This window comes from Paraburkholderia sp. UCT70 (genome assembly GCF_050434085.1).
Classification (GTDB): Bacteria; Pseudomonadota; Gammaproteobacteria; order Burkholderiales; family Burkholderiaceae; genus Paraburkholderia; species Paraburkholderia tuberum.
This window is the reverse complement of sequence record NZ_JBNPVZ010000004.1, coordinates 623,676-650,365: the sequence shown is the minus strand read 5'-3', so window position 1 is coordinate 650,365 and position 26,690 is coordinate 623,676. Positions and strand designations below refer to the sequence as shown.

Genomic DNA, 26,690 nt, shown 5'->3' with positions numbered 1-26,690 from the left:
AGACGAAAGCGTCATCGCGGCGCACCGTCGCCGTTATCCCGAGCCGACTGCTAGCGTCGCCCCATCGGGCGGACGGCGAAAATCTGCGAGACTACAGGCTGGCTCGTGTTTTGCCTGTCGACACCCGCGGTTCGGGCACGTTCACCATGGCAACCCGTCTTCAAAAAGTACTCGTCGTACTGCTGGTGTCAGGCGCAGGCTTCTGCCCAGTCGCGGCGCACGCGTACGCGCTTGATGGGCAATTCGACTGCAGGGCGAGTCCACACGCGTTTATCGGGCAGCTCATCAACAACCAGTACATCGACCCGAATCCAATGCACGTTGAGGCGAATTCGGTCAACGCGTTTCGGCCAGCACAAGGCAGCGACATAACGGCCTTCGGCTTTCGTGTCTACGCCGTGCTTGGGTACGAGCAGGACGACGGGACGTTCAAGAAGGGCCGCGGCAATGCGCTCGCGGGCCCGCTGTACGGCGCTGTGCTGTCCGCTCCCAGCGACGCGGTCGAATCGCGCGTGCGCGATGCTGGCAGCAACGCTACCGTGCGCATGGTGATTCCGTTGTTGCTGACCGCGGTGGTCTGCAGCCCGTCTTGACGCGCGGCGTCCGTACCCTCACGGTGCAAGGCTTCCTGCCTGCCACGCCTCTTCGGCGCCGAAGTCAGGCTGGGAGCCCGCCAATGACCGCTTCTCCAGAGGGCCGAATGGGTACTTCCGACCCGGAGCGGCCGGTTCGGCCCTCGCTGCCCAAATGGCGGATTACGGAGCAGAGTGTGTGAAAACGCATTGATCGCCCAAACTGAATCAACGCACTGAGACCGGGTGACTCATGAAGCGATTCGTTGAAGGCGATGACCGCGGGCAGATCGCACTACTTCCCGAATGTGTCGATGACTACATCGGAAAGGACAACCCTCTCAGGGTCATAGACGCCTTCGCCGACAGTCTGAACAGCCGACCTCGTGCAACTCATGCCTTCCATTCGCCGTTCGAGGTCTTCGCCGCGCCCCTTGCTTCAGCAAGTCAACCTCAAGGCTCTAAACATTAAGCCCGCTGTTGCGCTTCACTCTTGAAACCGCCCTCAGTGTGCAGGAGATCCGCCGGATGCTCTGTCGCATCCTGTGGTGTGGCACTCACTCTATCGCGTACGTGTTGTCCTGGTCTGCATGGCGGCGCCGGGACCAGTCCCGCGCCCAGCAGTGCCACTACCGAAGACATTGACGTGTGCCCCAGTTTGCCTGGATCTACGGCTGTAGTACCAAACGCACGCCAGCGATTTTCGAACCCAGGTCCTACGTCTTGCAAGGGACCAAGCGCCCGGCGCTCGGTAGCAAAGCGTTCGATCTGCGTACCAGGCTGCTGACGATCAGTTGAGACGGAATAACTACGGGGCATTAGCTGTTGTCCGTTTGATGCCGCGCGCTCGTTGGACGCGCCCTGTCGTTGTAGTCTCAGCGCCCTTCCTTTTTCGCCAGCCAATCATGACGCCATTCGATCCAGATCACCTGCTCCGCCCCATCGATGACAGCACGCCGACAGGCGAGAATCTCGAATACGATCCAGAATTCATCGCGCTGGAGCGGCTCGCCACACCGACATCCGAGCGGGCGATGGGCGACAGCCTGAAGGCCGCCGTAGAACCGGACTGGGATAAGGTGGCAACCGCCGCCGAGGCTTTGTTCAACCGTACCAACGACCTGCGTGTGGCCATCCATCTGACCGCCGCCTCGACCCGCATTCATGGTATTGCAGGCTGGAGCGCCGGTCTGGGGCTGGTTCGCGGTCTGCTGGAACGTTACTGGGAAGCGGCGCACCCGCAATTGGACGCCGCCGACGACAACGACGCTACCGCGCGCACCAACGCGATCATGCCGCTCGGCGATCCCCGGAGCGTACTCGCCTATTTCCGCAACGCGCCCTTCGTGAGCTCACCGCGACTCGGCCGCTTTTCGTTGCGCGATCTGCGTATCGCGACGGGCGCAATCACCCCGCCACCCTCTGCCGAGGGCATGCCTGCGCCCACGCTGATCGATCTCGAAGCGTGCTGCATGGATTGCCCCGAACACCAGTTGCCCGATGCGGCCGCAGCACTCGCGATAGCGCTAGAGCACGCGCGCGCCATTGATGCAATTGCGAGCGAAAAGCTGGGTACCGCTGGACCCGATCTGGGCCACCTGACCGACGATATCGAAGAGTTGAAGAAGTTCGTCGATGCACAGTTGGCGCGGCGCTTTCCAGAGCGCGGCGAAGCGCTCGCTGCCGGATTGGTGTCGACCGGCGAAGACGCGCCCACGAACCCTGCCCCTCGGCGCGATAACGGACGAATCCAGGGACCCGATGACGTCGTCCTGTGCATCGACGAAATCTGCGACTACTACGAACGTCACGAACCGTCCAGTCCGCTGCCGATCCTGCTCAAGCGAGCCAGACGTCTGGTCGGCAAGCGCTTCGCGGAGGTCCTTAAAAACATCGCGCCCGGCGGCCTCGCAGAACTGCAGACGCTATCCGGGCCGGACGAAGAATAATCCCTGCAGATCGGCGCAACATTGAGCGGCTGTTGCGCTCGGACTGGCTGCTTCGAAAAGGCGGCTCAATATGCGAAGACAAACCAGCAAAACAGCATGACGCCCACCGCGGCCACGCCGAGCAGCACGGCGGCCCACGCGGCGAGCGGTCGCGCGCCGAGGTCCGTGCGCACTGCCCCCCCTTCAGCACTTGCCGCACTTCCGGCATCGTGACCTTCCGCCAACACGTCCGGCTGTTGCATGACGCCCGACAGCACGACCCGCCGCACGGTGTCGCCTGTACCCACAGTGTCCCGCCCCAGCGATTCGAACAACATGCGTCGGCGGTACCGGTATTCGTTGCGCTGAATCCGCTGTAGTCGATGGGCTTCGTCGAGCGCGCGCAATGCGTCGTTGACCTGCTGCTCGTCCACACTCATGCCTGCTGCCTCCTCGGTCGCAGCCACTCGCACTGCACGACATCCTGCCCGTTCGGATCGCTGCGGACCGACAGCGCGGGCGGCGCGATAGTCCTGCCGTGGTTGCGGCGCACGGATGCCGATAACGCACCGGCCATCTGTGCGGACGATGAAGTGGTGGAACTCGCGCCAGTTCTCGCGGGTGCCGACCCGCTGCGAAGAACGTCGATCTGACGCTCACACCGTGTCCTGAAAGCGTCGGATAGCGCGGCCAGCTTCGGCGTGCGCTCGCGATAAGCGGAAGGGATGGGGTCCGGATGGTTCATGGCGGAAATTTCACGATGCTTCGAGCCGCACGATGACGGCGGAAATGTTGTCGCGCGCGCGACGCGCAAGGGCGAGCTCGAACAGGCGCTCGATCTGCCGGCGTGGACTGTGCTGCTCGCGACAGGCGGCGGTCAATTCGCCATCACTCAGCTCCTTGTTGACGCCATCCGAGCACAGCAGGAACTGCATGCCGGGACGGCTGCCGGCCATGGCCCAATCGACGTAGAGCGTCTCGTCGACGCCGACCGCCCGGGTCAGCACGCCAGTGCCCACGCCTGCCGGCGCGCGTGGTCCGAAATGCGTGATGTCGACTGGTTGACCATGCACGTGGTCGCGAGTGAGTTGCGTCAGTGCGCCGTTTTCCTGAACGTACACGCGGCTATCGCCGACCCAGCCGCACAGCACGAACTGCTGGTCATGCACCAGCAGCGCGACGGTCGAACCGATCACGTCGGTTTGTCGAGCGACGGCGGCCTCGCGCAGTTCGGTGTTCACCTGCTGCAGGCTGTCTTCGATCGCAGCAATGAAGTCGAAGACGCTGCCTTCGCGCGTCAGCGCACCAAGGCGTTCGATGATCAGCGTGCTCGCGTAGTCGCCGGCCGAATGGCCGCCCAGACCGTCGGCTACAGCCCACAGTCCGAGGTCCTCGCGAACCAGAATCGCATCTTCATTGCGGCGGCGCACCTTGCCTGTCTCGGTGTGGCCGGCGGAGCAACAATGCGTCGTCATGAGCCGGCTTCAATCACGGCCAGCGGCCATTGCGCGGGCTGCGTGCCGAGGCCCGCGCACATCGCGAGATGCAGGCGGGCGTCCTCGTTCGTGGTCAATGCCAGCGCATCGAGCAGACACGCGTGCGGAAGCTGGATGAGCGCGCGGGTGACGAGCAACAGCAGGCGATCGTCATCCTCGAGCGTGATGCACGCTTCGTCGCAATCCGGCTCTTCGGAGGCGCCGATGCCGGGCATCGCGAGCCATGCATCGCCGAACAGCAGATCGTCAAATTCGCCGCCCGCGCCTGCCGCCCGCTCGACGAACAGTGGTTGCAACTGGCCGCGCCGCCAGTGCCAGGCTGCCGCGGCGCCGATCCGCAGCAGTCGCACCTGCGCTGCGTCAAAGCGCGCGACGAGGGCAGCGCCGTTTGCTGCCGCTGCGTGGCGCGCATCGTGCCGGGCGCCGCGCAGTTGCGCGTGCAGCGCCAGCAGGCCGGTCCGCAGACTGGGCAGATCCGCCGCACTGCGCTGCGCCGTCTCGCGGATGGCGCGCGCTGCACGTTGGTGCGAGTGAGACGGGCCGTCATCGGCACTCAGCACCAGCGTGCGGCCGTCGTCGAGTAGCAGCAGCGCATCGCTGGCATCTGCAGCGTGACCGGCTGCCGATGAACCGACGGGCAACACTCGATGATCGTGACCATCCTCCGCGTGCGGACCGGATTGCCCGGCAGCGATCTCTTCATCGCCCAGCAACGCAACAGACTCCCACTGACGAGCGGATGCCGAGCCGAACTCGCGCAGCGCATCGCCCATGTCACCCATGTCGCCCACGTCGCCCGCCCTCGACACCACCGGCTCCAATAGCGCTGCGTAGCTCAACGGCAAACCACGCGTCGCCAGCAGGCACGCAGCACGTTCGGTCCACCAGAGGCACCACGGCCCCGGCCGCTTGCCGAGTTGCGACCATGCCTCGGCCAGCACCATCCCAACGGCCGCGCCTTCGGGCATCGCCAGTCGCCATTGACCGCCGTCCCACGGCAGCGCGCGCCAGAACGCAGCCATGTCGGTCGCTGGTCGCACGTGCGTCAGCGGACCGGGCAACGCCGCCACGCGCACATCGAAGGTTTCGACGCTCACGACCTCATGCTGCGCACTGCGATAGACGCGCTCGAGCGCGTCGAACCACGCGTGATTGCCGAGCAGGGTCGCGACATCGCCGCCACAGGACGCAGCCAGTACCATCGGAAAGGCGCGGCCGAGCCGATCGACGGCCGGTCCGATCAGACCGCACCACGCGACGTTGCCGCACACCGGTGCGGGCAGCACGAAGCGCCACGCCGCGCCGTGTCGCCATGCGGCGTCCCAGTGCGCTCCGAGTTCGCGGCGCCCGGTTTCGACCGCGCGCTGGAAGTCACGGTCCCAGTCTTCGACGAACGCGGACGGCAGCCGTCGCTGAACAAAATCGCCCGCGCTGGGCAATTTCCCGAAGAAGCCGACTCCACCGTTCATCGCGGACACCTGAAACGACGGACTTCGTCGTTGAGGAACGGATTCTTCAGACTCGCGGGCGCGATCGGCAGCTTCACTGCATGGCCGCCGAAGTCGAAGGTCGCGAGATAGCGCAGGTCGCTTTGCTTTTGCAGACGGGCCGCATCGAGCGCGTGGAAGAACGCCCAGTCTCCATCGAATTTCAGCGGCGAGCCGACCGGATGGCCGGACGCATCGAACGCACTGACGACGACGTGTCCGGGCTGCGGTCCAGGCCACGTCATCGATATGCTCGGGGGGCCGTTCGCCGCGTAGTCGTATTTCTGCCCGTCGATTTCGACGGTCAGCTTCGCGATTGCCGGATCGAGCTGCGGCGCGAGCAGCGTAAAGCCGACCTGCAGTTGCGCGCCGTTGCGAAAATAGATCTGGCGGATCGCGTCGGCACTCTGCGCTTCGCTCAGCACGGCGTCGGGGCCGGCCGGCGCGCCGGGCTTCCAGCGCCAGTTGCGGCCACTCGTGTCGACTGATTTCGCGAGCGTCGACTTGAAGAAACTGTCGAACCGTCCGCCATTGCCGAATAGCTCGGCGAAGTTCTGCACGGGGATGTCCGATGCACGGTTCGACGCAAACGGATAGCGGCCATCGACGAAGCTCGCGCAGTCGTTGCCCGCTGCCTCGCGAAACTGGCTGGCGAGCGCGGCGCTGCTTCCGCTCGCGACCAGATCCGCGCTCGTGCCAGTGAGGCCGGAAATCAGCGAAGCCACCTGCGGCGGCAACTGGTCGCTCTCCTGGCGCGCCGCGAGCACGGCCGGATTGTTCTGCGCGCCGGGTGCGCTCAGGTCAGTCATCGTCAACAGGTTCTTGCCGAGCTGGTCGAGCACGGTGGACATCTGATCGAGCGGCGTCGAGCCCGGCGTGCCGACGCTCATCTGGTTCAACTGCGCGAAATGCGCCTCGATGGCGGCGCCCGCCCGGCTGGCCGGCGCTTCGCCCGAACCGGGCCTGGCGCTTGCGGGGCCGTTGGTCGTGGTGCCGTCCGGCAACGTTGCGCCCGCACCGCGCAATTCGCCGGCAAGGCGCGTGTTCGCAGCGCGTCTCGCGACCAGGTTCTCGCCTACAGACGCCGCCTGCGCGCCCACCGCCGAAGCCGACAAAACCGATGAAGCCGAAGTTGCACCGTCAGCCGTGGAGCCGCGCAACATGTCGCTGGTGTTGTCACGCACGAGATGCAGCAGCGCTTTCAGCGGCGAACTCGGACCCGACAGTTTCGCGGCCAGCGCACTCGCGCCCTGGATGTCAGACACCTGCTGAAGTTGCAGGTCGGCGAGCAGCGCGTCCCACGCCTTGATGTAGTCCTGCTCGTACAGTGCCAGCACCTGCTGTTCGTAGCGCGAGCGCGCGAGCGGATCGATGCGGCTGGCGTTGAAGACCCAGTAGTCCTTCACGAAGCCGTCCACCGACCGATCGATTCCGCCGTTCACCTCGGCGGCGAAAACCGGCCTCGTGAACAGCGCGGGGAACGGTTGCGAAAGCGGCGCGCCACTCTTGCGGCGAAACACGCTGCCAAGCAGTCCGAGCGACTGGTCGAGTCGCACCGGCGGCGCCCCCGAACGCCCGGCGTCGAGCTGGACGCTGCCGTAGATCAGCGTCGCGAGATCAGCGGTCTTCAGCGTCGCGCGCGCCTGATCGATCAGCGCGTTGTCGAGCGTCAGCGCACGCGGCTTCGCCGGATCGTCGACCAGCGCGGAAAAGTGTTTGTCGAGCGCGTTCTGGATCGCCGGGTCCTGCGGGAACATGCGTTGCCATTCGATGCGCGCGAGCGCGGCCAGCTCGCCGGGATCGAGATGCTGCGGCTGGCCGAGCATCAGATAGCCCTTCAGGTAGTCGTAGAGTGCCTGCGGAGCGTTGGCACTGGCGTTGAGTCCTTCCCGAAAGCGCACGCCGACGCCGGGCAGCAAGGTGCCGTCGAGTTCGCGCAGATACGCGGCATGTACCTGCCCGAACAACGCGGGTCCCTGGAACAGGCCGAAGCGCATCAGCCAGGGCACGTGGCCCTGATACTGGCCCGCGACGCCCTGCGCGCCCGAGATGACTTCGAGGCGCGCGAGCGCACGCGCGAAATACGTCTTGAGATCCGGTGCGCCGGCGAGGCTGCTGGCTGGCGGCAGGTCTTCCAGCGTGTCCTGCACCTGCGCGACGTAGAGACGGTTGCGCGTGTAACTGGTGGCGAAGCCGGTGATCAGCAGCGCCGTGACGAGCGCGATGCCGATATACATCCCGGCCTGCATCAGGAGCTTCTGCCGTTCCAGCCGCGGATTGGTGCCGGCGAGGCCCGACTCGCGGAACAGCACTTCCTTCAGCAGCCGTTCGACGAAAAACGTCCGGCGTTGCGTGCCGCCGCCCTGCACGCGCGCCACGTCGACGCCGAAGGTGCGCGCGACGGCGCTCAGCATGCGGTCGATCGGCGCGCCCTGCTGGGTGCCGGAGGTCAGATAGGCGCCGCGCAACAGCGGCGCTGCGCCGTACTGATGACGCCCGAACGCGCCTTCGACGAACTGCCGCGCAATTTCGCGAAACGCGCCGAGCTGCTGCGGAAAGCTGAGCACGGCGGCGCGTCGGCTGCGATCGCGCTCCCCATGCAGACGCTCGATCACGCGCGTATTCAGACGCTCCAGCAACAGGTCGAACTCGCCCGCGAAGCGCGCGCAGGCGCTACCGTCGATACTCGCGTCGACGGGAAACGTCATGCCCCAGACCTGACTGCGCAGATCGGGCCCGAGATCGTCGAAGAACTCGGTGAAGCCCGCCACGAGATCGCACTTGGTGAACACGAGATACACGGGCACCGCCACCTTCAGGTGCTGCGCGAGTTCGTCGAGGCGCCGGCGCACGGTGCGGATGTGCTGCTGACGCGCGTCTTCGTCGAGCGTCAACAGATCGGACACACTCATTGTCACGATCACGCCGTTCAACGGACGGCGCCGCCGATAGCGGCGCAGCAGCGACAGAAACGCCTGCCACGCGGAAGCGTCGGCGGCCGCATCGGAGTCCTGCGTCGTGTAGCGGCCCGCGGTGTCGAGAAACACCGCTTCGTCGGTGAACCACCAGTCGCAGTTGCGCGTACCGCCGATGCCGCGCAGCGCCTCCTTGCCGAAGCGCTCCGAGAGCGGAAACTCGAGCCCGGAATTCTGCACCAGGGTGCTCTTGCCCGAGCCCGGCGGCCCGATCACGACATACCACGGCAGCGCGTAGAGATTGCTGCCATTCCTGCGGGTCTTGCGCAACATATCGATTGCTTCGCGAAAGCGACGCTGCAACTGCTCGCGTTCGGCGCTGCCGGGATCGTCGAGCGGAAGCTGCGCGTCCTGTCCAGCCAGCTCGCCGGACAGTTGCGACGTCTTGCGCCGCGCGCGCCATTGCATGACCTGTTCGACCAGCAGCCAGCCGAGCACAATCGCGAAGATCAGCGCCAGCCGGGCCGCGGCGCTCGCGAGCGGTTGCCATTCTCCGATCCCGAGATAGGGGGCGCCCAGCCAGATCAGCGCAGCGATCAATAGCAATCCGATCGCGACGGTGAACCACCGGGACGTCACCCAGGTTTTCAGCGTGTTCATGGGTTCAGTGCTCCGGGATATACAGGATTTCCACGCGACGGTTGCGCGTGCGGTTCGCCGGCAGATCGGCCGGCGTCGCGATCGGCTGCGACGAGCCAGCGCCGCTCGCTTCGAGACGATGCGGATCGTCGAGCCCCTGCGCGAGAATCTGCTGCGTGTTCTGCGCGCGCGCCGTCGACAGCGCGAAGTTGTCCTTGAAGGTCAGCGAACGCACGGGCTGGTCGTCGGTGTGGCCGACGACGATCACCCTGCCCTTCACCTGATTCAGCGCCGACGTGATCCGGTGCAGGAGCGACACCCACGTCGGGCGCGATGTCGGCGCCGCCCGACGGGAACAGTTCGGCGGCGGCGAGACGCACCGTGTCGCGGCCATCGGTTTGTTCGTCGACGCTCAACTGGCCGGCCTGTTCCTGTGGCGCGAGCAGTTGCTTGAGCGTCACGCGCGCGGCCGTGGGCGCGGGCGTCGCGACGGTTTGCGGCGGCGGCGTGTTCTCGAGACCGATCGCGGCAAGCTGTGCGCCGACTGGCGCAGCGAGCGCGTTGAGCTTCGTGAAAAACACCAGGAATGCACCCAGCAGCACGACGGCCGCAGCCGACGCGGCGACCCACATCGGCACATGCCGCATCACCGGATTGCGGCGGTCTTCGACGCCGCGCCAATGCGGCGCCAGTTCCGAGGCGGGCGCTTCGCGCAGCCCGCGAATGCGTCGATAGAGATCGTCCTGAATGTCGGCCAGGCGCGCGAGGCCGCCTGGTTCCACGAGATAGCGTCCGCCGAAGCCCAGCGCGAGGCAGATGTACATCAGCTCGATCAGATCGAGATGGCGCGAGAAGTCGACGCTCAGGCGATCGAGGATCTGGAAGAACTTCGCGCCACCGTAGGCCTCGCCGTGGAATGTCACGAGCAGCGTCTTTTGCGCCCAGCCGCTCAGGTCGCCCCACGGCGCGTTGTTCACCGACTCGTCGAGCATCGTGCATAGCACGTAGCGCGCTGCCACGATGGTTTGCGTGTCGATGCCCGCGCCCTGTGCGTAGCGCTCGAAGCTGCGCACCTGTGCGACCGCCTGTTCGCGCAGACGGCCGACGTCGGTGGGCGGCGCGACGCTGTGCCGCAATTGCACGGTCAGCAGCAGCAGCGGATTGGCCGCACGGACGAGCGGATTGGCGACACCGCTCAGGAAGTCGCCCAGCTCGGCGCGCAGCGGCGGCGGTCCAGGCGGCTGCGACGGCCGGTTTGCCGGCATCACGCGCGAAGTGGGCGATGCTGGCCGCACGATGCGCGTGACGTCGCCGGCGTCGGTGTTGGGATCGATGTTGGGATCGATGTTGGGATCGGCGTTGGGATCGCCGTTGACGGCGCGCTGCGGGCGCACCATCGTCGCATCGCCGCGCCGGGTTGCGTCGGCGGAACGGTCGTTGGTGGTATTCATGCGCGTACCGCCCACAGTTGCAGGTCGAGACCGGCGAAGCCGCTACCGAAGTGCATCGCGATGCCGCCGGACGTCTTCAACATGCGCCACATCGGCGAGTTTCTGTCGCACTCGAAATAGAGGAAGCCCGACATGTAGGGCAACTGGCGCGGCGCGACCGCCATCGGCGATACGCCAATGCCCGGCAGTTGCAGGTTCACCAGATCGCGGATCTTTTCGACAGGACCGATCTTCGATTGAGTCGGCAGTTGCCGGCGCATGTCTTCGGACTTCAGGTCGGCCTTCGCGGCGAGCACGAAGGTCGCCGTATCGAGCAGCGTGAGATCGGGCACCATGCCGACCCACACGCCATACTTGCGCTGCTGCAGCGGAATCGCGACAGCACTCTGTTCGAGCACCGCGCTCAACGCGATGCGCAGCGCCGCGATCACCGGCTCGAAGCTTTCGCGCAGCAGTTCGTGCCGATACGGCGGAAAAGCCTGCGCGCGCTTGCCCGGCGTCGTGAATGTAGCCAGCTCGCCGGCCAGTTCGAGCAGTTGCCGGTAAAGCGCTTCGGGGTGCAGCAGCGGCGCCTCGGCAAGATGCGCGACGAGCGGCTGATAGCGGTTGATCACCTGCAGCAGCAGAAAGTCCGCGATTTCCGCGGCACCGCCGCGATCAGTCTCGCTCACACGTCCTGCGAGCGCCTCGCCGCGCTGATGCAGCAGGCCTAGCAGCTCGGACAGGAAGGTGACAAGCCGCCTGGCCGCTTCGGTGCTCTGCGCGGTCGGCATGAAGCCATCGTCGAGGATCACCCGCCGATCGGCGCGGCATTCGACGACCCGTGCCAACGGAATCCGCATCAGGCCTTCCATCGGCTGCAATTCGGGTAAAAGACGTGTGCTCATGCCCGCGACTTCGAGCGCGGTGACGCCTTCCATGCTGCCCGACGCATCGCGCACTTCGGCTTCGCGCACGCGATAGCGGAACAGTTGATCGCTGCCGGCGCCGGGCCATGCGCTGTCCGGCTGCGTGGGCGAACGCAGCGGCAAGGTCAGATGAACGATCTGGTCGCGCCAGTTCGCATCGACATCGAGCGGCGGCGGCAGTGGATCATCGCCGGGCATTGCGAACGGCGTGCCGTCGGGAAACACCCCGCGCGCGCGCTTGATGCCGAGCTTGCCGATTGCGAGCAGATCGCTTTCCAGTTCGAGTTCGTGAAAGCCCCATGCGTGCGGACGCAGATTGCCCGCGCGCAGCTCCACGTAACGCTCGAAATAGCGTTCCTGCTGCTGCATGTGCTGCGGTCTGAGGAACAGGCCTTCGCTCCATACCACCTTGTTGCTCTGGGTCATGTCGGTGAACCGGATAGGGGTTGTCACACGTCGCGCGACGAGTGCGGGTCGCGACGGCCTCGGGCCTCGCCGCACCGCGTTACGCCGGCGGGTCGCGTTGGCTGGTTACGTTGGCTCGTTGCGCCGCCTTTTCAGGCGTCCGAGCTGTTCTTCGTAGGCGCGCGCGAATTCATCGCCGAAAAGCCGCCTGAAGCATTCATCGGGATTTCTCGTGACTTCTTCAAACTGTTCCTTGTAGCGCTCCCAGTGACGCGGCCGGCCACCGAGCGGCAAACGGCGCACGCTGCCTTCGGCTTCCCGTTCGATCCTCGCCGGATCGAAATGCGCGAGCAGCGACTGGAACGCGGAACGCACGCCAGCAAGCATCGCCATCTGGTGATTGCGGATGTCGTCGGCGGCATCGTTCAGCGCGGCGTTGCCGCAGAGGAAGCCGCCATCGGGCGGCGCGAGCAGCCTCGTGACGGCTTCCTGCGCGGTCGGCGCGAACTTCAACGGGTTGTTTTCAGAACGCTGGATCAACGTCGCGGGCAGCCGGAAGCTGTTCTTCAGTTCGGCGCGCGCGCGTAGCACGTCCATCATCGCGTCGACGGCAATGTGGAACATTTCCATCAATTCGGGAGCGTCTTCGCCGGTGGGCGACGGGGCGGCAGAGGCGAGCGGAGCGGTCGGAACCGCAGGCACTGCCGGCGATGCTACTGCCGCAGCGATCACGACGGGTGTTGTGTCCGGCGACGCGTGCGAATGCATCGGCGTTTCCGACTGCCTTTGATTTTGCGGCGGCACCTGCGTCGGCGTCGATGCGTGCGTTGGCGCAACCGCGAATGGTCCGGTCAGATCTCCCGACAAGCGTTGCCGTCGCGGCGACGGTGCGGGCACAAGCGCCGGGATGCCGCCAGTCGTCATGGACACATCTTCAGAAGGTTCGAATCGCCCCTGCCCGGAACGCGCGGCGACCAGGCTCGCGCTCGCGTCCCAGTCTTCCGGGAGCACGGGCCCGCTAAGCCGTGCTGCCTCGGCCTGCGGCGGCCGGAAGCGGTCGGCCGCCGCAGGCGTGTGGTTCCAACCGGGCGCGGACGATACGCGAGGCAGCGGTTCGTCGGCGTAGGACGATGGCACATCGAACAATGCGAGTGGATCGAGACTCGCACCCGGCGCCGATCCGTCGGCGACGCCCGGAATCAGGCCTTCGGCCTCGCCCGCATGGTCCTCCGCCGGGGTGGCGCGCCGTGGCGCGAGCAGCAGGCTCAGGTCCAGCGGACCCCTGTTTTGCGCAGGCGCAGGCGCCGGTGCGCAGGCTGGGGCCGGCGCGGCAGCAACGAAAGACGCGGTGCGCCCCGGATCGACCGAGCCGGCCCGCGGGTTCGGTTCGGTCGATCCGTTGCCGCTCAAGCGCACGCTGACATCGAACGTGTCGATCTGCAAGCGGTCGCCTTGCTTCAGGGCGGCCGGATCGCCTTTTCGCAGTGGCGCGCCGTTCAGCGACATACCGTTCGTGCTGCGGTCCTCGATGAAATACATGCCGTTCAGGTAGCGCACCAGCGCGTGCAGACGCGACACGCCTTCCGTGCCCAGCACCCAGTCGCACTCGTCGGAACGGCCGATGCTGCCATCGCGGCAGTCGAACACCTGCTCGCGGCTTGCGTCGAAGCCGCCAGTCCCCTCGCCTTCTATCGAGAGAATCAGCCTCTGCGCGGCGCTCATTGCATACCTCCATCGATACCTTCAGGAACACTCAGCAGGCCCAGCGCATCGCGCACGAACGCGGCACGGCGTGCATCGAACCGCGCGGGAACCAGCGCGGCCATGTAGTTCACCGCGGCCGTCGCCGCGATCGCCGTCAGATGCTCCGGCGGCGGCGTCGGCCGCTCGTGCTCCGGATTCAGGTTGCCGCCCGACCAACCTGCGGCGGCAGCCGTCCATGCGCCGATCGTCTGGTAGCGATGCGTCTTCGCGAACGCGAGCGCCGCAGCGCGTTGCGCTTCCCTGGGATCGCGCACCCACGCTTCCGCGAGTTCGAGACCTGCGCGGTCGTGTTCGTCGAGCGTCTGACGGCGGCAGCACTGGCACGCCCACGCCACCGCATAACGGCGCGGCAGAAGACGACCAAGCAGGCTCAACGCATCGGCTGAATGTCCGGCGTCGAGCAATGTCTGCACCGCCGAACGCGCCGCCATCGACGGCCGCAGGCACGCTTGCGCGCGCGTGGAAAGCCGCATCTGGCGCGCTGCTTCGAATATCGACGGCGTGCTCATAAGATCATCGGAGCCGCGCCGCCCAGTACCGCCGTCGCGGTCCCGATCAACTGCAGGTTGGTGGACTGCACGAGGCAATCGGCCTCGGACAGGATTTCCATCGCCGCGATCGAACTCATGTTCAGATTCGCTTTCGAGTTGATCTCCATCGCAAGACCCGATGCCATCGTCACGTTCATGTCTCCGTTAAGCGAGATGCTGGTGCCTTGAATCGCGATCTCGCCGGTACTGTTCATCGTGATGCTGGCAAGTCCGGTGACCAGCCTGATCTGGTTGCCCGCCGTCAGCGTGTAGTTGCGCGCGACCTGTACATCGTGGTCGTGCTCCGACTCTTCGCGCAGATCCTTTTGCGCGTGAATCAGCACCTGCTCGCTGCCCATCCGGTCTTCGAAGCGGATCTCGTTGTAGTCGTCGCTACCACCACCTTCGTGGCTGCGGCTTTTCACACCGCTTTGGGTCTTGTTGTCCGGCAGGTTGTACGGCGGCATGTTGTCGGCGTTGTAGACACTGCCGATGATCAGCGGCCGGTCCGGATTGCCGTCGAGAAAGCTGACCACCACTTCCTGTCCGACGCGCGGGATGAACTGCGCGCCCCAGCGCTTGCCGGCCCACATCTGCGCGACCCGCACCGGGCACGAGTTCCGCGCGTTCGGTTTGCCCTGACGATTCCAGAAGAACGTGACCTGCACGCGGCCGTATTTGTCGACGGCGATGTCTTCGGGCGTATCGCCGTACACCACCGCCGTCTGCAGGCCAGCGATCACCGGACGCGGCGTCGTCGGCATCGTGCGAAACAGCTGGCGGCTGCGGATCGCCTTGAAGCCGCACCTGAACGGCGCCTCGCCATCGTCTCCACCGCCGCCCGCCGAGTAGTCCGGCTCGACGAGGCGCGTCACCGCGTCGATCACGAGGTATTCGTGATTCGCGTCGGCAAGCGGAAAGTCCTTGAGCCTGAACAGCGCACCCGTGGCGAGACCACAGGCGTCGGTGTGGCCGGCGCTCATCGCGAGCGGCACATTCAACGCATCCGCGCGCACCTGCGCGTAGCGCTGGCCGTCGGACAGGCGCTCGTCGTAGCCAACGTAGTCGTACGCATAGTCGTAGATGTCGAGGCCGCTCACGTTGTGCGCGTCCTCCATGTCGGTCAGCTCTTCGGTGGCAAGCAGCGATGCTTTCGGCTTCAGATAGTCGTAGTCGTCGAGTTGCACCTTCGTCGCGTTGACCGCGCGAGAGGTCTCCCAGTCGCTGATCGACGCCTTCATGCGCTTGCCCCGCTCGATCGGCGGCGCATAGGGAATCTGCTCGAAGCCAGCCACGCTCGAGTGCGCGCCGAGCGCATCGGCGAGCACCATCGTGTGCGTGCTCTGCGTATGCGTGAAGAAGTAGTAGATGCCTTCCTGCTCCATCAGCCGGCTGACGAAGTCGAAGTCGCTTTCGCGGTACTGCACGCAATAGTCGCGCGGCGGATAGCTACCGCTGAGGCTCACCTTCAGATCGCTATAGCCGATGTCGCCGAGTACCGACTGGACGATCTGCGGCACACTCATGCTTCGATAGATGCGGCAGTCGCGTCTGCGCGTCGCTAACCACGGTTTCGGCACGAGCGTGAACGTGTAGACCGCATAGCGCACGTTGTCGATGTTGACGAAGCCGCCTTGCTCGCCTTCGCGGACAATCGCGTTGAAGTAACGTGTATAGCCTTGCGGCGTGACAAGCTTCACCGTCATCGGCGTGCCCAGCAGCGAACGCAGATCGACTTCCGCGTTCTTGCTGATCGCTTCGAGCCGATATGAAAACAGCCGACCGAGCGACTCGGTCGCGGTCATGTTTGCGAACAGGAGGCTGCTGCCGAGACTGGAAGTGAGTGTGATTGCGTGGGCCATGACGTGATCTGCGAACCTTCTTTACGTTGCGGGTAAGTCGTACCGGACGGAAAGCCGCAGCGCGGTGATCGAACCGGTATCGGCGCCGCTGTTGCGAACCGGACGCCTCCAGGTTGACGGTTTTTGCCTGCTGGCATCGCTCCATCTCCCGGCGCGATTAGTACGCCCTTTGGCAAACAGAACACCCGGCCCATGCGATCTATTCCTTCGTCATGGCGCAAATGAATTTGATATAGGTCTCCTGAGTGAGCGGATCCGAACCCATATTGACCAGTCGCCGCGAATTGTCCACCGGGTCGTTCGCGACCACGGGACGGTCGTCCTGCGTGTTATGGATCAACCCGATATTGACGTGATCCCCGATTCGCTCGAAGAACTCATACGCTAAGCCAATCGTGAAAGTAACTGTCCGTGACCTTGTGCATGGGGAAGTACCAGTTATCTCGCATGAAAAGATTGTTCTGCAGTTTCTGATCCGAGGTCTGAGCGCGGACTTGCTCCTCGAACATTTTGTCCCGGACCTTTTTGAAGCCTGAACTCTCCGCTGCTGCCGTTGGTCCCGTCATTCTGATCGTGCTCGTCCGGACGTCATTCATATATTCTGTTCGCAGAGCATCGCTGTTCCTGATCGATCTGAAGTTGCTGTGTATGAGCGATTTGTAGGACTTCAAGCCACCGCTGCCAGCGTGACTCGCAATGATTGAGTTGCTGATCGATGGCGTCTGGTCGCCTCTGACGTTCTGTTCCCACCAGTTTGGATTCACCCAGTCGCTCTCGCTTATTCCGTGATGCCAGGCGGGATGCACGGCGGAGAATCGCGGGTAAGACTGGTGGCAGATGATTTCCCCCAGGGGACTGACGCAGCTGACGTCGGTATCGACATAGAGACCGCCATGCTGAAGAAGAATCTCGATTCGCAGAATATCGCTGGCCGAACCGAAGTTGGCTCCGCGATTGACCAATTCGCGTCGGTAAATCGTAGAGTTCTTACCCATCTTCAAATCATGCTGCACCTCGCGCAGCTTGAGCCTGTTCTGCTCGCAGAAGTTTATGATCGAGTTGACCTGCCGGCCCCGCATTCCATGCAAATCCTCGCCGCGCATGTTCAGATACTGATTCAGATATCTCATCGTTGCCGAATCGCCCCCGTCCTCACCCAAACGTTGAGCCACCTCATCCCATTGGTTCGGAGTAGTGCTGGCATTGTGTTGTACGCTGATCTGGCGACGACGTTCGCCTGTCAGTAACTGATTGGCATCAATCCAGAGATTCACCTCCCAATCGGGGTTCAACCTCGGAAACGTTATGATGCAATCGCGGTTTCGTTGCGGGATATCGCCGCCAATCCAGATAATATGAATTATCTTTGGAATAGCTTTCACGTTTTGAACTCCTCGTAAAGGTCAATTTCTTTCGGCCGCCTCAGCGTGTGGCGTTCCGGTCACACTAATCAGGAATGCCGGGAATCGCGGCGATGAGCGGCGCACACTCGTCGAAGCGATACGCAAAATCGCCGTCCTCGACGCTCACGCCAACCCGCTCGATCGCGACGCCGTCGATCATGCGTGCGAGAAACTCGCGGCTGATCTCAGGCAACATCGTGTTGGTCAGAATCGCATCGATCATCCGGCCACCCGATTCGCTCTCCGTGCAGCGACTCACGACCAGTTGCGCCACGGCGTCGTCATAGTCGAGCGGCACGCGATAGCGATCCTCGATACGCCGCTTGATGCGGTCCAGTTGCAGTCTCACGATCTTCGCGAGCATCGCGCCACTGAGCGGGAAGTAAGGGATCGGCACGAGCCGGCCTAGCAGCGCGGGTGGAAACACCTCGAGCAACGGTTCGCGCAGCGCTTTGGCGAGGCCCTGCGCATCCGGCATCAGCTCCGGGTCCTGGCACAGGCCGGCAATCAGATCCGTGCCGACGTTCGTGGTCAGCAGGATCAAGGTGTTCCTGAAATTGATCGAGCGGCCTTCACCGTCATCCATCACGCCCTTGTCGAACACCTGAAAGAAGATTTCGTGGACATCGGGATGCGCTTTCTCCACTTCGTCGAGCAGCACCACCGAATACGGCTTACGCCGCACGGCCTCGGTCAGCACTCCGCCTTCGCCATAACCGACATAGCCTGGCGGCGCGCCCTTCAGCGTCGAAACCGTGTGCGCTTCCTGAAACTCGCTCATGTTGATCGTAATCAGGTTGTGCTCGCCACCGTACAGCGCCTCGGCGAGCGCCAGCGCGGTCTCGGTCTTGCCAACGCCCGACGTGCCGGCGAGCATGAACACGCCGATCGGACGGTTGGGGTTGTCGAGACCGGCGCGCGATGTCTGGATGCGCCTGGCGATCATCTCCATCGCGTGGTCCTGACCGACGACGCGCTCGCACATCAGGTCGGCGAGATTCATCACGGTCCGCAGTTCGCTACGGACCATGCGTCCGACCGGAATGCCGGTCCAGTCAGCGACGACCGACGCGACCGCCTGGTAGTCGACATTCGCCAGGATCAGCGGGTTTTCGCCCTGCCGCTCGGCGAGCTGCGCCTGCAGTTGTTTCAACTCGGCAAGCACCTCTCCCCTCGTGTCATCGTCGAGCGCCGGCGGCGCGAACGAGTTTGTCGATGCGTCGGACTTCGCGTCGCCGTGCGCAGTCGGTTCCCGCGCACTGCCGGCGCGCTCGCCCGGCGCGGCCTCGCGTCCTAGCCGCGCGCGCAACGCCAGAATCTGCTGGACCAGCGATTTCTCGTTGTCCCACGCGGCTTCGAACTGCTGCAACCGCAGCCGTTCCGCTTCGAGCGTCGCTGAAGCCAGCGACTCGCGAGCCTCCACCTCCATGCCGACGCTTTTCTCGCGCGCGATGATCGTCTGCTCGGTCTCCAGCGCCTCGATCCGCTTGAGTGTGTCGTCGATTTTCGCCGGCACCGCGTGCTGGCTGATCGCGACACGCGCGCACGCGGTGTCGAGCAGGCTCACGGCCTTGTCCGGCAACTGACGCGCGGGAATATAGCGATGCGACAACTTGACGGCTGCTTCGAGCGCTTCGTCGAGAATCTGCACACGATGATGCTGCTCCATCACGCTCGCGGTACCGCGCATCATCAGGATGGTCTTCTCTTCGCTCGGTTCGTCCACCTGCACGGGCTGGAAACGTCGCGTCAGCGCCGGATCCTTCTCGATGTGCTTCCGGTATTCGGCCCAGGTGGTCGCGCCGATCGTGCGCAGATTGCCGCGCGCGAGCGCGGGCTTGAGCAGGTTCGCCGCGTCGCCGGTGCCCGCCGTACCGCCCGCGCCCACCAGCGTATGCGCTTCGTCGATGAACAGGACGATCGGCTTGCGCGAAGACTGCACTTCGTCGATCACCTGACGCAGGCGGTTTTCGAACTCGCCCTTCATGCTCGCGCCGGGGCCTGCAACAGGCCGATATCGAGCGCACGTACCTGCACGTTGCGCAATGGCGGCGGCACGTCGGCACGCGCAATGCGCAGTGCGAACCCCTCCACCACAGCCGTCTTGCCGACACCCGCTTCGCCGACCAGCATGGGGTTGTTCTGGCGCCGGCGCATCAGTACGTCGACCAATTGGCGAATCTCGGCGTCGCGGCCGACCACCGGGTCGATCTTGCCGTCGCGCGCCTGCGCGGTCAGATCGACCGTGAACTGCTGCAACGCCTGTTGCCTGCCCATCTGCGCGGGCGCCATCGCACCGCTGCTCTCGCCCGGCGCAACCTCGCCGGACGCAACCGCGCCGGACGCAACCGCGCCGGCACGAAACCCGTCGGTGGCAAGCTGGCCGTCTTCCGGCGAGCCTTCGACGATGCCGGCGAAGTCGTCGGCCAACGTCTCGGCGCGTAGCTTGGCGAATTCCCCCGAGACATCGAGCAATGCGTGGCGCAAGTGTCGCGTGCGCAAAAGGCCGACGATCAGATAGCCGGTGCGCACCTGGGCTTCGCCGAACAGCAGCGTAGCGAATACCCAGCCGCGCTCGACCGCTTCTTCCACCTCGGCCGACAGATCGGAGATGCTCGTACTGCCGCGCGGCAAACGTTCGAGTGCGACCGTGACGTCGCGTGCAAGGTGCGACGGATCCAGGCCGAAATGCCTGACGATGCGATGCAGATCCGAATCCTGCAGTTGCAGGATCTGATGCATCCAGTGCGCCAGTTCGACGCACGGGTTGCCGCGTAGCCTGCAGAACACGGTAGCGCTTTCGATACCCCGATAGGCCAGCGCGTTGAGCTTGCCGAACAAGGCGCCACGACTTATTTCAGCCATGATTCCAATCCTGTATGACCAGAGGCGGCCGCGAAGCAGTCGCCAGTTCAGTTGAAAGATGCCTGGACATGCGTACGCCGGACTTCACTCGGCCGGGCTCAACACGACCTGGTCGGCATCGTTGTGCTGCGGATAGCGGCCCATCCACGTGTTGAAGCCCATGCGGGCCGCCTGACCCAGATGCGTCAGCGGCACTTCTTCTTTCTTCAGCACGAGCTGCACGTCCCAGCCCTTCTCGTCGCCCACATACAACTTGACCGCCGCGACCAGTTGCAGGAGCGTGTCGCCGCCCGGCAAAAAACGGTTGAACTCGTTGCGGGTCAGCGGCCCCACGCGCAGCCGGAAGCGCTGCTGCGCGCCGCGCACATGCGTGCCGAGCAATGCGTCGCGGCCCATCGAGGCCATGCTCTTGCCCATATGCAAACGCGCGTCCCGAGGCAATTGCATCCACCCGACGACGAACTCGAGCACGCGCACCGGCACACCGAAGAAGTGCTCGAGAAAACGCCTGAGTCCTTCGGCATTGCGCGCTTGCGGCACCAGACGCCCGGCGAAAAAGCGCTTGTACTGATCGGGCAGCGCGTCGCGTCCGTCGAGGTGCGGCGTGGCGATGCCGATCAGCGCGCCGACATAGGTGCGAAACTGATCCTGTTCCGGACGGTCCAGCTGCACGGTGGGCTGCGCATCGGCCCACGCGCGATAGAAGAGGCTCAGCATCCGGTGATGAAACACGTCGGCAAACGCGACGAACGTCGGGTCTTTCGCGTTCCGCTCCCGATCGACGGCGTATTCGGTGAGGTGCAACGGCAGCGGCCCGTTCGGTCCGAACAAACCGAGAAACAGCCCAACCAGCCGCGCCGGCCGGCCGGCCTTTCCCGCCTCGAAACGCGCGATGCTGCGCGACGGAAATTCCAGTGCCGCGGCATGGGCGAGACGCACAGGATCTTCGGCCGGCCTGGTCGAATGACCGAACCGCGGCCGTTCCGGATACGCGCATTCGAGACGGCGCATTGCCTCGAAGAACTCGAAATCTTCCGGGCTCGCGCGCAACGCGGCTTCGAGCACTACAGGATCGGGCGCTTGCCGGGATTCGCGGGCCATCGGGCCACCTCGTTTCGTTCGAGCGTGCGCAACACCGTCTCGGCGAATGAATTCAGCGAGACATAGCGCGCAAAGAAATGCTGCAATACCGACGCGAGCAGAAATGCGCCGCTGCCTTCAAAAGCGGCATCGTCGCAGCTCAGCGTAATCTCGAGCCCGCGGCCATACGTGATCGGCCCGGGCACCGGCACGCGACGCGTGATGGGCTTCGCCGCGACATGCTTGATGCCTTCGATCTGCCGTCGCGTCGCGGCGTCGAACTCGTCGTGATACAGGCCGAGCATTTCGCGCAGCGCCGCCGCGCCCGTTTCGCCTTCCTCGTCGAGCAGTGACAGATAGTTCAACTGCAGGTGGCTGATGAGCCGCCACGCGGATTCGCCGGTCGCGCTCGGCGCGCGTGGCCGGGTCGGTCCAGCCACACAGCGGATCGACGACACGGGCGCGTCGGTATCGAGCGTGAAATCGGTGTACGACTTGCCCACCGGCATATGTAGCGGCAAATCGCGATTCGTGCACAGCAGCCGCAGTCCTAACTGGCGCAGCGTGGTCGCATAGGGCGCGTCGTTGGCATCCACGAGCGCGATAAACGTTTCGCTGCCGACGTAGCTTGAGCGTGCGCCGCGTTGCTTCTGGCGGCTCGAGATCAGCCGCGGCTCGCGGCGCAGCGTGTAGAACGCCGCCTGCCCGCCGTGCCATGTGCGAGCGGTGCTGTCATAGAACGGCAGGAAGCTTTGCTCCGGCTCCTGGCGATCGCCGTAGCCCTGCACTTCCAGCACGCTATGCACTTCGAAATCCATCGGCCGGGTGTGGTCGCCGAGCACGTGATACTCGGTGTCGCCCTGCTGCACATGAATACGATCCGCGCGGCGCTCGAACAGATTGATTGCCGGCGCGCAGAACAGGCGGAAGTTGCCTGCATCAATCGCGTTGTGCAGGCGCGTCACGCTGCGGTCGAGCCACACCACGATCTCGAACTCGTTGCCCCGCGAACGTGCGAGCAGCGGGCGCAGCTCCGTGAACTCGGCAAACAGGAAACGCTCCGGACACGCGAAATACTCCTGCAACAGCCGGTAACCGCTGAACGAACGGCCACCGTAGGGCAGTATCGCGTCATCTTCGTCGAAGCCTTTGGCGCGCAGCGCCGACGCGTCATGCTGTGTCTCGATGGTTTGCCCATCCGGCGCGGCTGCGCGCACGGTATAGCCGATGCGGTTGGCCATCAGCTGCTCGTAGAGCCATCGCGGCAGATCGTCGGCGCCGGCGAGATAAACCGGCAGGCTGTCGAGCGCGAGCGTGTTCGCCGGCACGCCGGAAAGGGTTGCGAACGTCAGGCGCAAACCCGCGCGGACCTGCCCGGCTTTCGACGGCGGCGGCACGAGGTCAGCGGCGGCAAGCGCCGCGGGTGTGTCCAGGTATCTCGCCTCGGTGATCGCGAGCGGCCACAGCGTCACGTCGTGCGCGGTGCGGTATTCGCACGCCGTGCGTTCGCCGAAGCCGGTGAGACCGCGCAACACCGTGTGCCGCGCGACCGGGTGTCCGGTGGCAGGAAGGTCTTCGGCTTGATCCGGATACAACTGCACGACCGCCATCGACGGAATCGGCGTCAGGTAATGCGGGTAGATCATCTCCAGAAGATGCTGCGTGAACACCGGATACTGCGCATCAAGCTTCATTTGCACGCGCGCCGCCAGAAACGCGAAGCCTTCGAGCAACCGTTCGACGTACGGGTCAGCGCAATCGAGACCTTCCATCCCGAGACGGCCGGCAATCTTCGGATACTCGCTCGCAAACTCCGCGCCCATCTCGCGGACGTGTTGCAGCTCACGGTTGTAGTAGCGCAAGTGTCGTGGGTCCATGACGATCAGCCGAAGCGTTGCGACACGTGAAACTCGCCGGTCTCGAGATCGACGTCGGTGCGAAGATAGAGAGAAAGCGGCATCGGGTTCGCCCACATGTCGGCTTCGATCAGGAAACGCAGCGAACGGTTGCCCATGCGCGCTTCGTCGACCTCGACGCTCACCTGAACAGTGCTGGCGATCAGACGTGGTTCGAAGTCGAGCAGTGCCGAACGGATCCGGTTCTGCAACAGCTCGGCATCGATACCCGACAACGCCGCACCCGCAAGATCGGGGATACCGAAATTCAGTACGGAATTACCCACCTGCGCGAATCCGGTCAGCTCGTCGCTGCTCCAGTGCCGCGTGCAGTTGAGCAGCCACGCGATATCGCGTGTCACGTATTCGCGCAAACGCGCGGCCGTAATGACGCGCTGCTCCCGGCTCTCCTCGCGCTGCGCAGGATCGAAATCGGTGAGACGATCGAGCAGCGACGGCTGCAGACGCTCCTGGGGCATCAGTTCTGCCATGACGTGCGCCCCCTCAAGCTGTTTCGAACGTGATCGAGCGCACGTCGAGCAAAGGATATTCGTCGACGTCGGTGATCAGCATGCGCTGACCAACGCCGATGAAACAGCCGTCGCCGAGATCGGTCCAGGCCGTACGCTTTGCCAGCGCGAGCGCGACGTCGTCACCTCGCTCGCTGCCGCAATAGCGGCAAGGCACGAAGCCGATCGCCTCATCACCGCTCTTCCAGGTGATTCGCACCGGCGCCCAGATCTTGTCGCGCAGATCAGTGGGCGCATCGAAAGACAGCGCAGCGACGCGCGAGAACGGCACCCACGCATAGCTGTCCTTCAGGATCACTTCGAGGCACGGCCCGAAACGCGGGTCTGCGTCGGCGATCCATTTGAACGGCACGCCATCGATGCTGCCGCGCACCGTTTCCGCTTCGTCGAAGGCTCGCGCGCGCAATGCGAGCGCTTCGGCGATCCGTCCGCCGCACAGTTGTTGCAGCGACTGCAACAGCAAGCGCTCCCATTCCGACCGCTCGCCGACCGTTGCCGGGTTACGCAGGGCGGCCAGCACGGCTTCGCGTTCGCGTTCGCCGACCAGTGCCGCGCGGTAGGCGGCGACCATCAACGCGTTTTGTCGTTCCAGTTCGCCCGCCACGGTCAACTGGGTTCCCGCACGCTCCCAGTCACCCCGCAACGCAAGCAACTGAAACAGAAACACGCGCAGCGTCGCGTCCGCGGGCGAGTTTTTCACTTTCGCGGCCAACGCTTGCAACGCGTCGTTCAAATGACCGTCCGCGAGCAGCTTTTCAGGTTTGACATCGACTGAAGAAAGTGTCACTGGATGTGCTCCATTCAATGAAAGAAAGCGGGCGAAAAGACCGGTATCGCCGCCTGCTTACTGCTTGGTGACCTGCTGGATATCGAATGTGAAATCCTTGGTGCCGCCGTTTGCCTTGCCCTCATCGTCCTGCGGCTGGAACGAGTACTTGAACTTCCCGAAATGCAACGTGATGTTCTCGGTGAGTCGTTCGTCGCCACCGCTGCCGCCCGTGGATACCGACGTGACCAGCACCCCTTCGCTCAGCTCGATGGTCAGGAAGTCGGTCTGCTGACCCGTTGCGTTGGTGACGTACAGATAGGCGTTGTCGACGCGCGCGCCCGTGCAGCAAGCGTTTAGCAACGCGTTCGAGCAACTGTCGATGTACTTCGTGACGGTGATGTCCTGAATGTTGGCCTTGCCGCCCGATGCATAGCCCGCACCCGTGTGCAGATTGCCGGTATTGCTGGCGCCCCACGACCACGCGATGATCGGAACCTGGTTCTTGTGCTTCGAGTGATTGGAAGCGCCCTGGATCGTGACCGCTCCGGAGCCGAATTTCAGGTGCATGTCGAATGCCATAGTGACCTCTATTTGTGAGCCAAAGAGTGCGCTCGCCGTAGCGGCGAACGATCAGGACCGGAACGCTGCCGCTCCGGACGATTACCTGCAAGGTGAGATGCAGCAGAAGCCTCAGGCCGCCTGCGCGGAAGGCAGTCGCGATACGAGCCGCAGCGATACGGTGAGTCCTTCGAGCTGGTAGTGCGGCTTCAGGAAGAACTTCGACGTGTAGTAGCCGGGATTGCCTTCGACGTCCTCGACGACGACTTGCGCGGCAGCGAGCGGCTTGCGGGCCTTGGTTTCCTCGCTGGAATTCACCGGATCGCCATCGACATAATTCATGACCCAGTTCGACAGCCAGCTCTCCATCTGCTCGCGCGTGCTGAATGAGCCGATCTTGTCGCGCACGATGCATTTGAGGTAGTGCGCGAAACGGCAGCACGCGAACATGTATGGCAAACGTGCCGACAGATTCGAATTCGCCGTGGCGGCCGGATCGTCGTACTCTTCCGGCTTCGCGACCGATTGCGCGCCGATGAATGCCGCGATGTCCGAATTCTTGCGATGCACGAGCGGCATCAACCCCATCTTGTCGAGTTCGGCCGAGCGCCGATCGGTGATCGCGATCTCGGTCGGGCACTTCATGTCGACGCCACCGTCGTCGCTCGGGAAGGTATGCACCGGCAGACTGTCGACTGCTCCTCCCGACTCGACGCCGCGAATCCGCGTGCACCATCCGTAGTACTTGAACGAACGGTTGATGTTCACCGCCATCGCATACGCAGCGTTCTGCCATGTGTACTTCGATGAATCCGCGCCTTCGGTGTCTTCTTCGAAGTCGAACCCGTCGACTGGGTCGGTCTTCGCGCCGTACGGCAGGCGTGCAAGCGTGCGCGGCATCGTCAGCGCGAGATAGCGGGCGTCGTCCATTTCGCGAAGCGAACGCCAGCCCGCGTAGTCCGGCGTCGTGAAGATCATCGACAGATCGCGCGGATTGGCCAGCTCGTTCCAGCCTTCCATGCCAAGCAACGTCGAATCCGCCGCCGAGATGAACGGCGCATGCGCGGCGGCGGCGACCTGCGAAATGCCGCGTAGCAGTTCGACGTCCTGCGGACCGTGATCGAAGTAGTAATCGCCGATGAGGCAGCCATACGGTTCGCCACCCAGCTGACCATATTCTTCTTCATAGATGCGCTTGAACACAGGGCTCTGGTCCCATGCAACGCCCTTGAAGCGCTTGAGATTTTTTGCGAGTTCCTTCTTCGATAGGTTCAGCACCCGGATCTTCAGCATCGGATCCGTTTCGGTGTTGGTAACGAGATGGTGCAGCCCTCGCCACGCGCCTTCCAGCTTCTGAAAGTCCGCGTGGTGCATGATCTGGTTCAACTGCTCGCTGAGCTTGCGGTCGATCTCGGCGACATACGCGTTGATGGTTTGCGTCAGGTCATCCGAAACGATGTGCGAATCCTGCAGCACCTGTGCAGCGAGCGTGCGCACGGCCGATTCGACTTCTTGCTTCGCGCGCTCGTTCTTCGGCTTGAACTCCCTGTTGAGCAGCGCGGCGAAATCATCGGCGCCGCTCAATGAGTCCTCGACGCCTTGCTCGATCTGATTCTGGCTTTCCATGATCGCG

At 64.2% G+C, this 26,690-nt stretch carries 18 protein-coding genes and 2 pseudogenes; 3 read left to right on the top strand and 17 right to left on the bottom strand.

The features are described from left to right. Positions 1 to 146 precede the first annotated feature (146 nt). The 3 genes and pseudogenes from OKW41_RS28505 to tssA all read left to right on the top strand — a co-directional run bounded on the left by OKW41_RS28505 (position 147) and on the right by tssA (position 2,521). Positions 147 to 593: a hypothetical protein gene (locus tag OKW41_RS28505; RefSeq protein WP_429574695.1), complete on the top strand. Its 447-nt coding sequence runs from the start codon at positions 147 to 149 to the stop codon at positions 591 to 593. A 331-nt stretch (positions 594 to 924) separates the two neighbouring features. Continuing rightward, positions 925 to 1,044, top strand: a pseudogene (locus tag OKW41_RS28500) (IS30 family transposase); the annotation flags it as partial. Positions 1,045 to 1,477: 433 nt separating this feature from the next. Next, positions 1,478 to 2,521 carry a type VI secretion system protein TssA gene (gene tssA, locus OKW41_RS28495; protein WP_429574694.1) on the top strand — a complete coding sequence of 348 codons (1,044 nt, stop codon included), beginning with the start codon at positions 1,478 to 1,480 and terminating at the stop codon, positions 2,519 to 2,521. Between the two features lie 65 nt (positions 2,522 to 2,586). On the opposite strand, the gene OKW41_RS28490 is transcribed toward tssA, so the two are convergent. The 17 genes and pseudogenes from OKW41_RS28490 to tssC form a co-directional block, all read right to left on the bottom strand. Next, on the bottom strand, positions 2,587 to 2,967 hold the full coding sequence (locus OKW41_RS28490) for a hypothetical protein (RefSeq protein WP_429574693.1): 381 nt from the start codon (positions 2,965 to 2,967) through the stop codon (positions 2,587 to 2,589). Positions 2,968 to 3,255: 288 nt separating this feature from the next. Further along, on the bottom strand, positions 3,256 to 3,975 hold the full coding sequence (locus tag OKW41_RS28485) for a PP2C family protein-serine/threonine phosphatase (protein WP_184029407.1): 720 nt from the start codon (positions 3,973 to 3,975) through the stop codon (positions 3,256 to 3,258). Further along, a complete protein-coding gene (gene tagF, locus OKW41_RS28480) occupies positions 3,972 to 5,465 on the bottom strand; it encodes a type VI secretion system-associated protein TagF (protein WP_429574692.1) in 1,494 nt (497 codons plus the stop codon). Before tagF ends, OKW41_RS28485 begins: the two co-directional genes overlap by 4 nt. After that, on the bottom strand, positions 5,462 to 9,058 hold the full coding sequence (gene tssM / locus OKW41_RS28475; protein WP_429574691.1) for a type VI secretion system membrane subunit TssM: 3,597 nt from the start codon (positions 9,056 to 9,058) through the stop codon (positions 5,462 to 5,464). Before tssM ends, tagF begins: the two co-directional genes overlap by 4 nt. Continuing rightward, positions 9,055 to 10,488 (bottom strand): type IVB secretion system protein IcmH/DotU, encoded by a 1,434-nt coding sequence (gene icmH / locus OKW41_RS28470; RefSeq protein ID WP_429574690.1) that lies wholly within the window; start codon positions 10,486 to 10,488, stop codon positions 9,055 to 9,057. Before icmH ends, tssM begins: the two co-directional genes overlap by 4 nt. Then, on the bottom strand, positions 10,485 to 11,822 hold the full coding sequence (gene tssK, locus OKW41_RS28465; protein WP_429574689.1) for a type VI secretion system baseplate subunit TssK: 1,338 nt from the start codon (positions 11,820 to 11,822) through the stop codon (positions 10,485 to 10,487). Before tssK ends, icmH begins: the two co-directional genes overlap by 4 nt. Before the next feature lie 105 nt (positions 11,823 to 11,927). Then, entirely contained in the window at positions 11,928 to 13,523 is a 1,596-nt protein-coding gene (gene tagH, locus OKW41_RS28460) for a type VI secretion system-associated FHA domain protein TagH (RefSeq protein ID WP_429574688.1), read from the bottom strand. Then, on the bottom strand, positions 13,520 to 14,074 hold the full coding sequence (locus tag OKW41_RS28455; RefSeq protein ID WP_429574687.1) for a DUF6931 family protein: 555 nt from the start codon (positions 14,072 to 14,074) through the stop codon (positions 13,520 to 13,522). Before OKW41_RS28455 ends, tagH begins: the two co-directional genes overlap by 4 nt. Beyond that, a complete protein-coding gene (tssI, locus tag OKW41_RS28450; protein WP_429574686.1) occupies positions 14,071 to 15,957 on the bottom strand; it encodes a type VI secretion system tip protein TssI/VgrG in 1,887 nt (628 codons plus the stop codon). The genes OKW41_RS28455 and tssI overlap by 4 nt, the downstream gene beginning before the upstream one ends. 377 nt (positions 15,958 to 16,334) lie before the next feature. Further along, positions 16,335 to 17,339, bottom strand: a complete 1,005-nt coding sequence (locus OKW41_RS28445; RefSeq protein ID WP_429574685.1) for a TcdA/TcdB catalytic glycosyltransferase domain-containing protein — start codon at positions 17,337 to 17,339, stop codon at positions 16,335 to 16,337. A 64-nt stretch (positions 17,340 to 17,403) separates the two neighbouring features. Next, positions 17,404 to 20,225: pseudogene (tssH, locus tag OKW41_RS28440) on the bottom strand (type VI secretion system ATPase TssH). An 84-nt stretch (positions 20,226 to 20,309) separates the two neighbouring features. Next, positions 20,310 to 21,326 (bottom strand): type VI secretion system baseplate subunit TssG, encoded by a 1,017-nt coding sequence (gene tssG, locus OKW41_RS28435; RefSeq protein WP_429574684.1) that lies wholly within the window; start codon positions 21,324 to 21,326, stop codon positions 20,310 to 20,312. After that, positions 21,290 to 23,182, bottom strand: coding sequence for a type VI secretion system baseplate subunit TssF (tssF, locus tag OKW41_RS28430; protein WP_429574683.1), 1,893 nt, complete (start codon positions 23,180 to 23,182; stop codon positions 21,290 to 21,292). Before tssF ends, tssG begins: the two co-directional genes overlap by 37 nt. Positions 23,183 to 23,187: 5 nt before the next feature. Further along, positions 23,188 to 23,691 (bottom strand): type VI secretion system baseplate subunit TssE, encoded by a 504-nt coding sequence (gene tssE, locus OKW41_RS28425; RefSeq protein WP_429574682.1) that lies wholly within the window; start codon positions 23,689 to 23,691, stop codon positions 23,188 to 23,190. Between the two features lie 13 nt (positions 23,692 to 23,704). Then, complete coding sequence (locus OKW41_RS28420) at positions 23,705 to 24,517, bottom strand: type VI secretion system accessory protein TagJ (RefSeq protein ID WP_429574681.1); 813 nt, start codon at positions 24,515 to 24,517, stop codon at positions 23,705 to 23,707. Between the two features lie 57 nt (positions 24,518 to 24,574). After that, positions 24,575 to 25,078, bottom strand: a complete 504-nt coding sequence (locus OKW41_RS28415; protein ID WP_090804249.1) for an Hcp family type VI secretion system effector — start codon at positions 25,076 to 25,078, stop codon at positions 24,575 to 24,577. 111 nt (positions 25,079 to 25,189) lie between these two features. Further along, positions 25,190 to 26,683, bottom strand: a complete 1,494-nt coding sequence (gene tssC / locus OKW41_RS28410) for a type VI secretion system contractile sheath large subunit (RefSeq protein ID WP_429574680.1) — start codon at positions 26,681 to 26,683, stop codon at positions 25,190 to 25,192. Positions 26,684 to 26,690 lie beyond the last annotated feature (7 nt).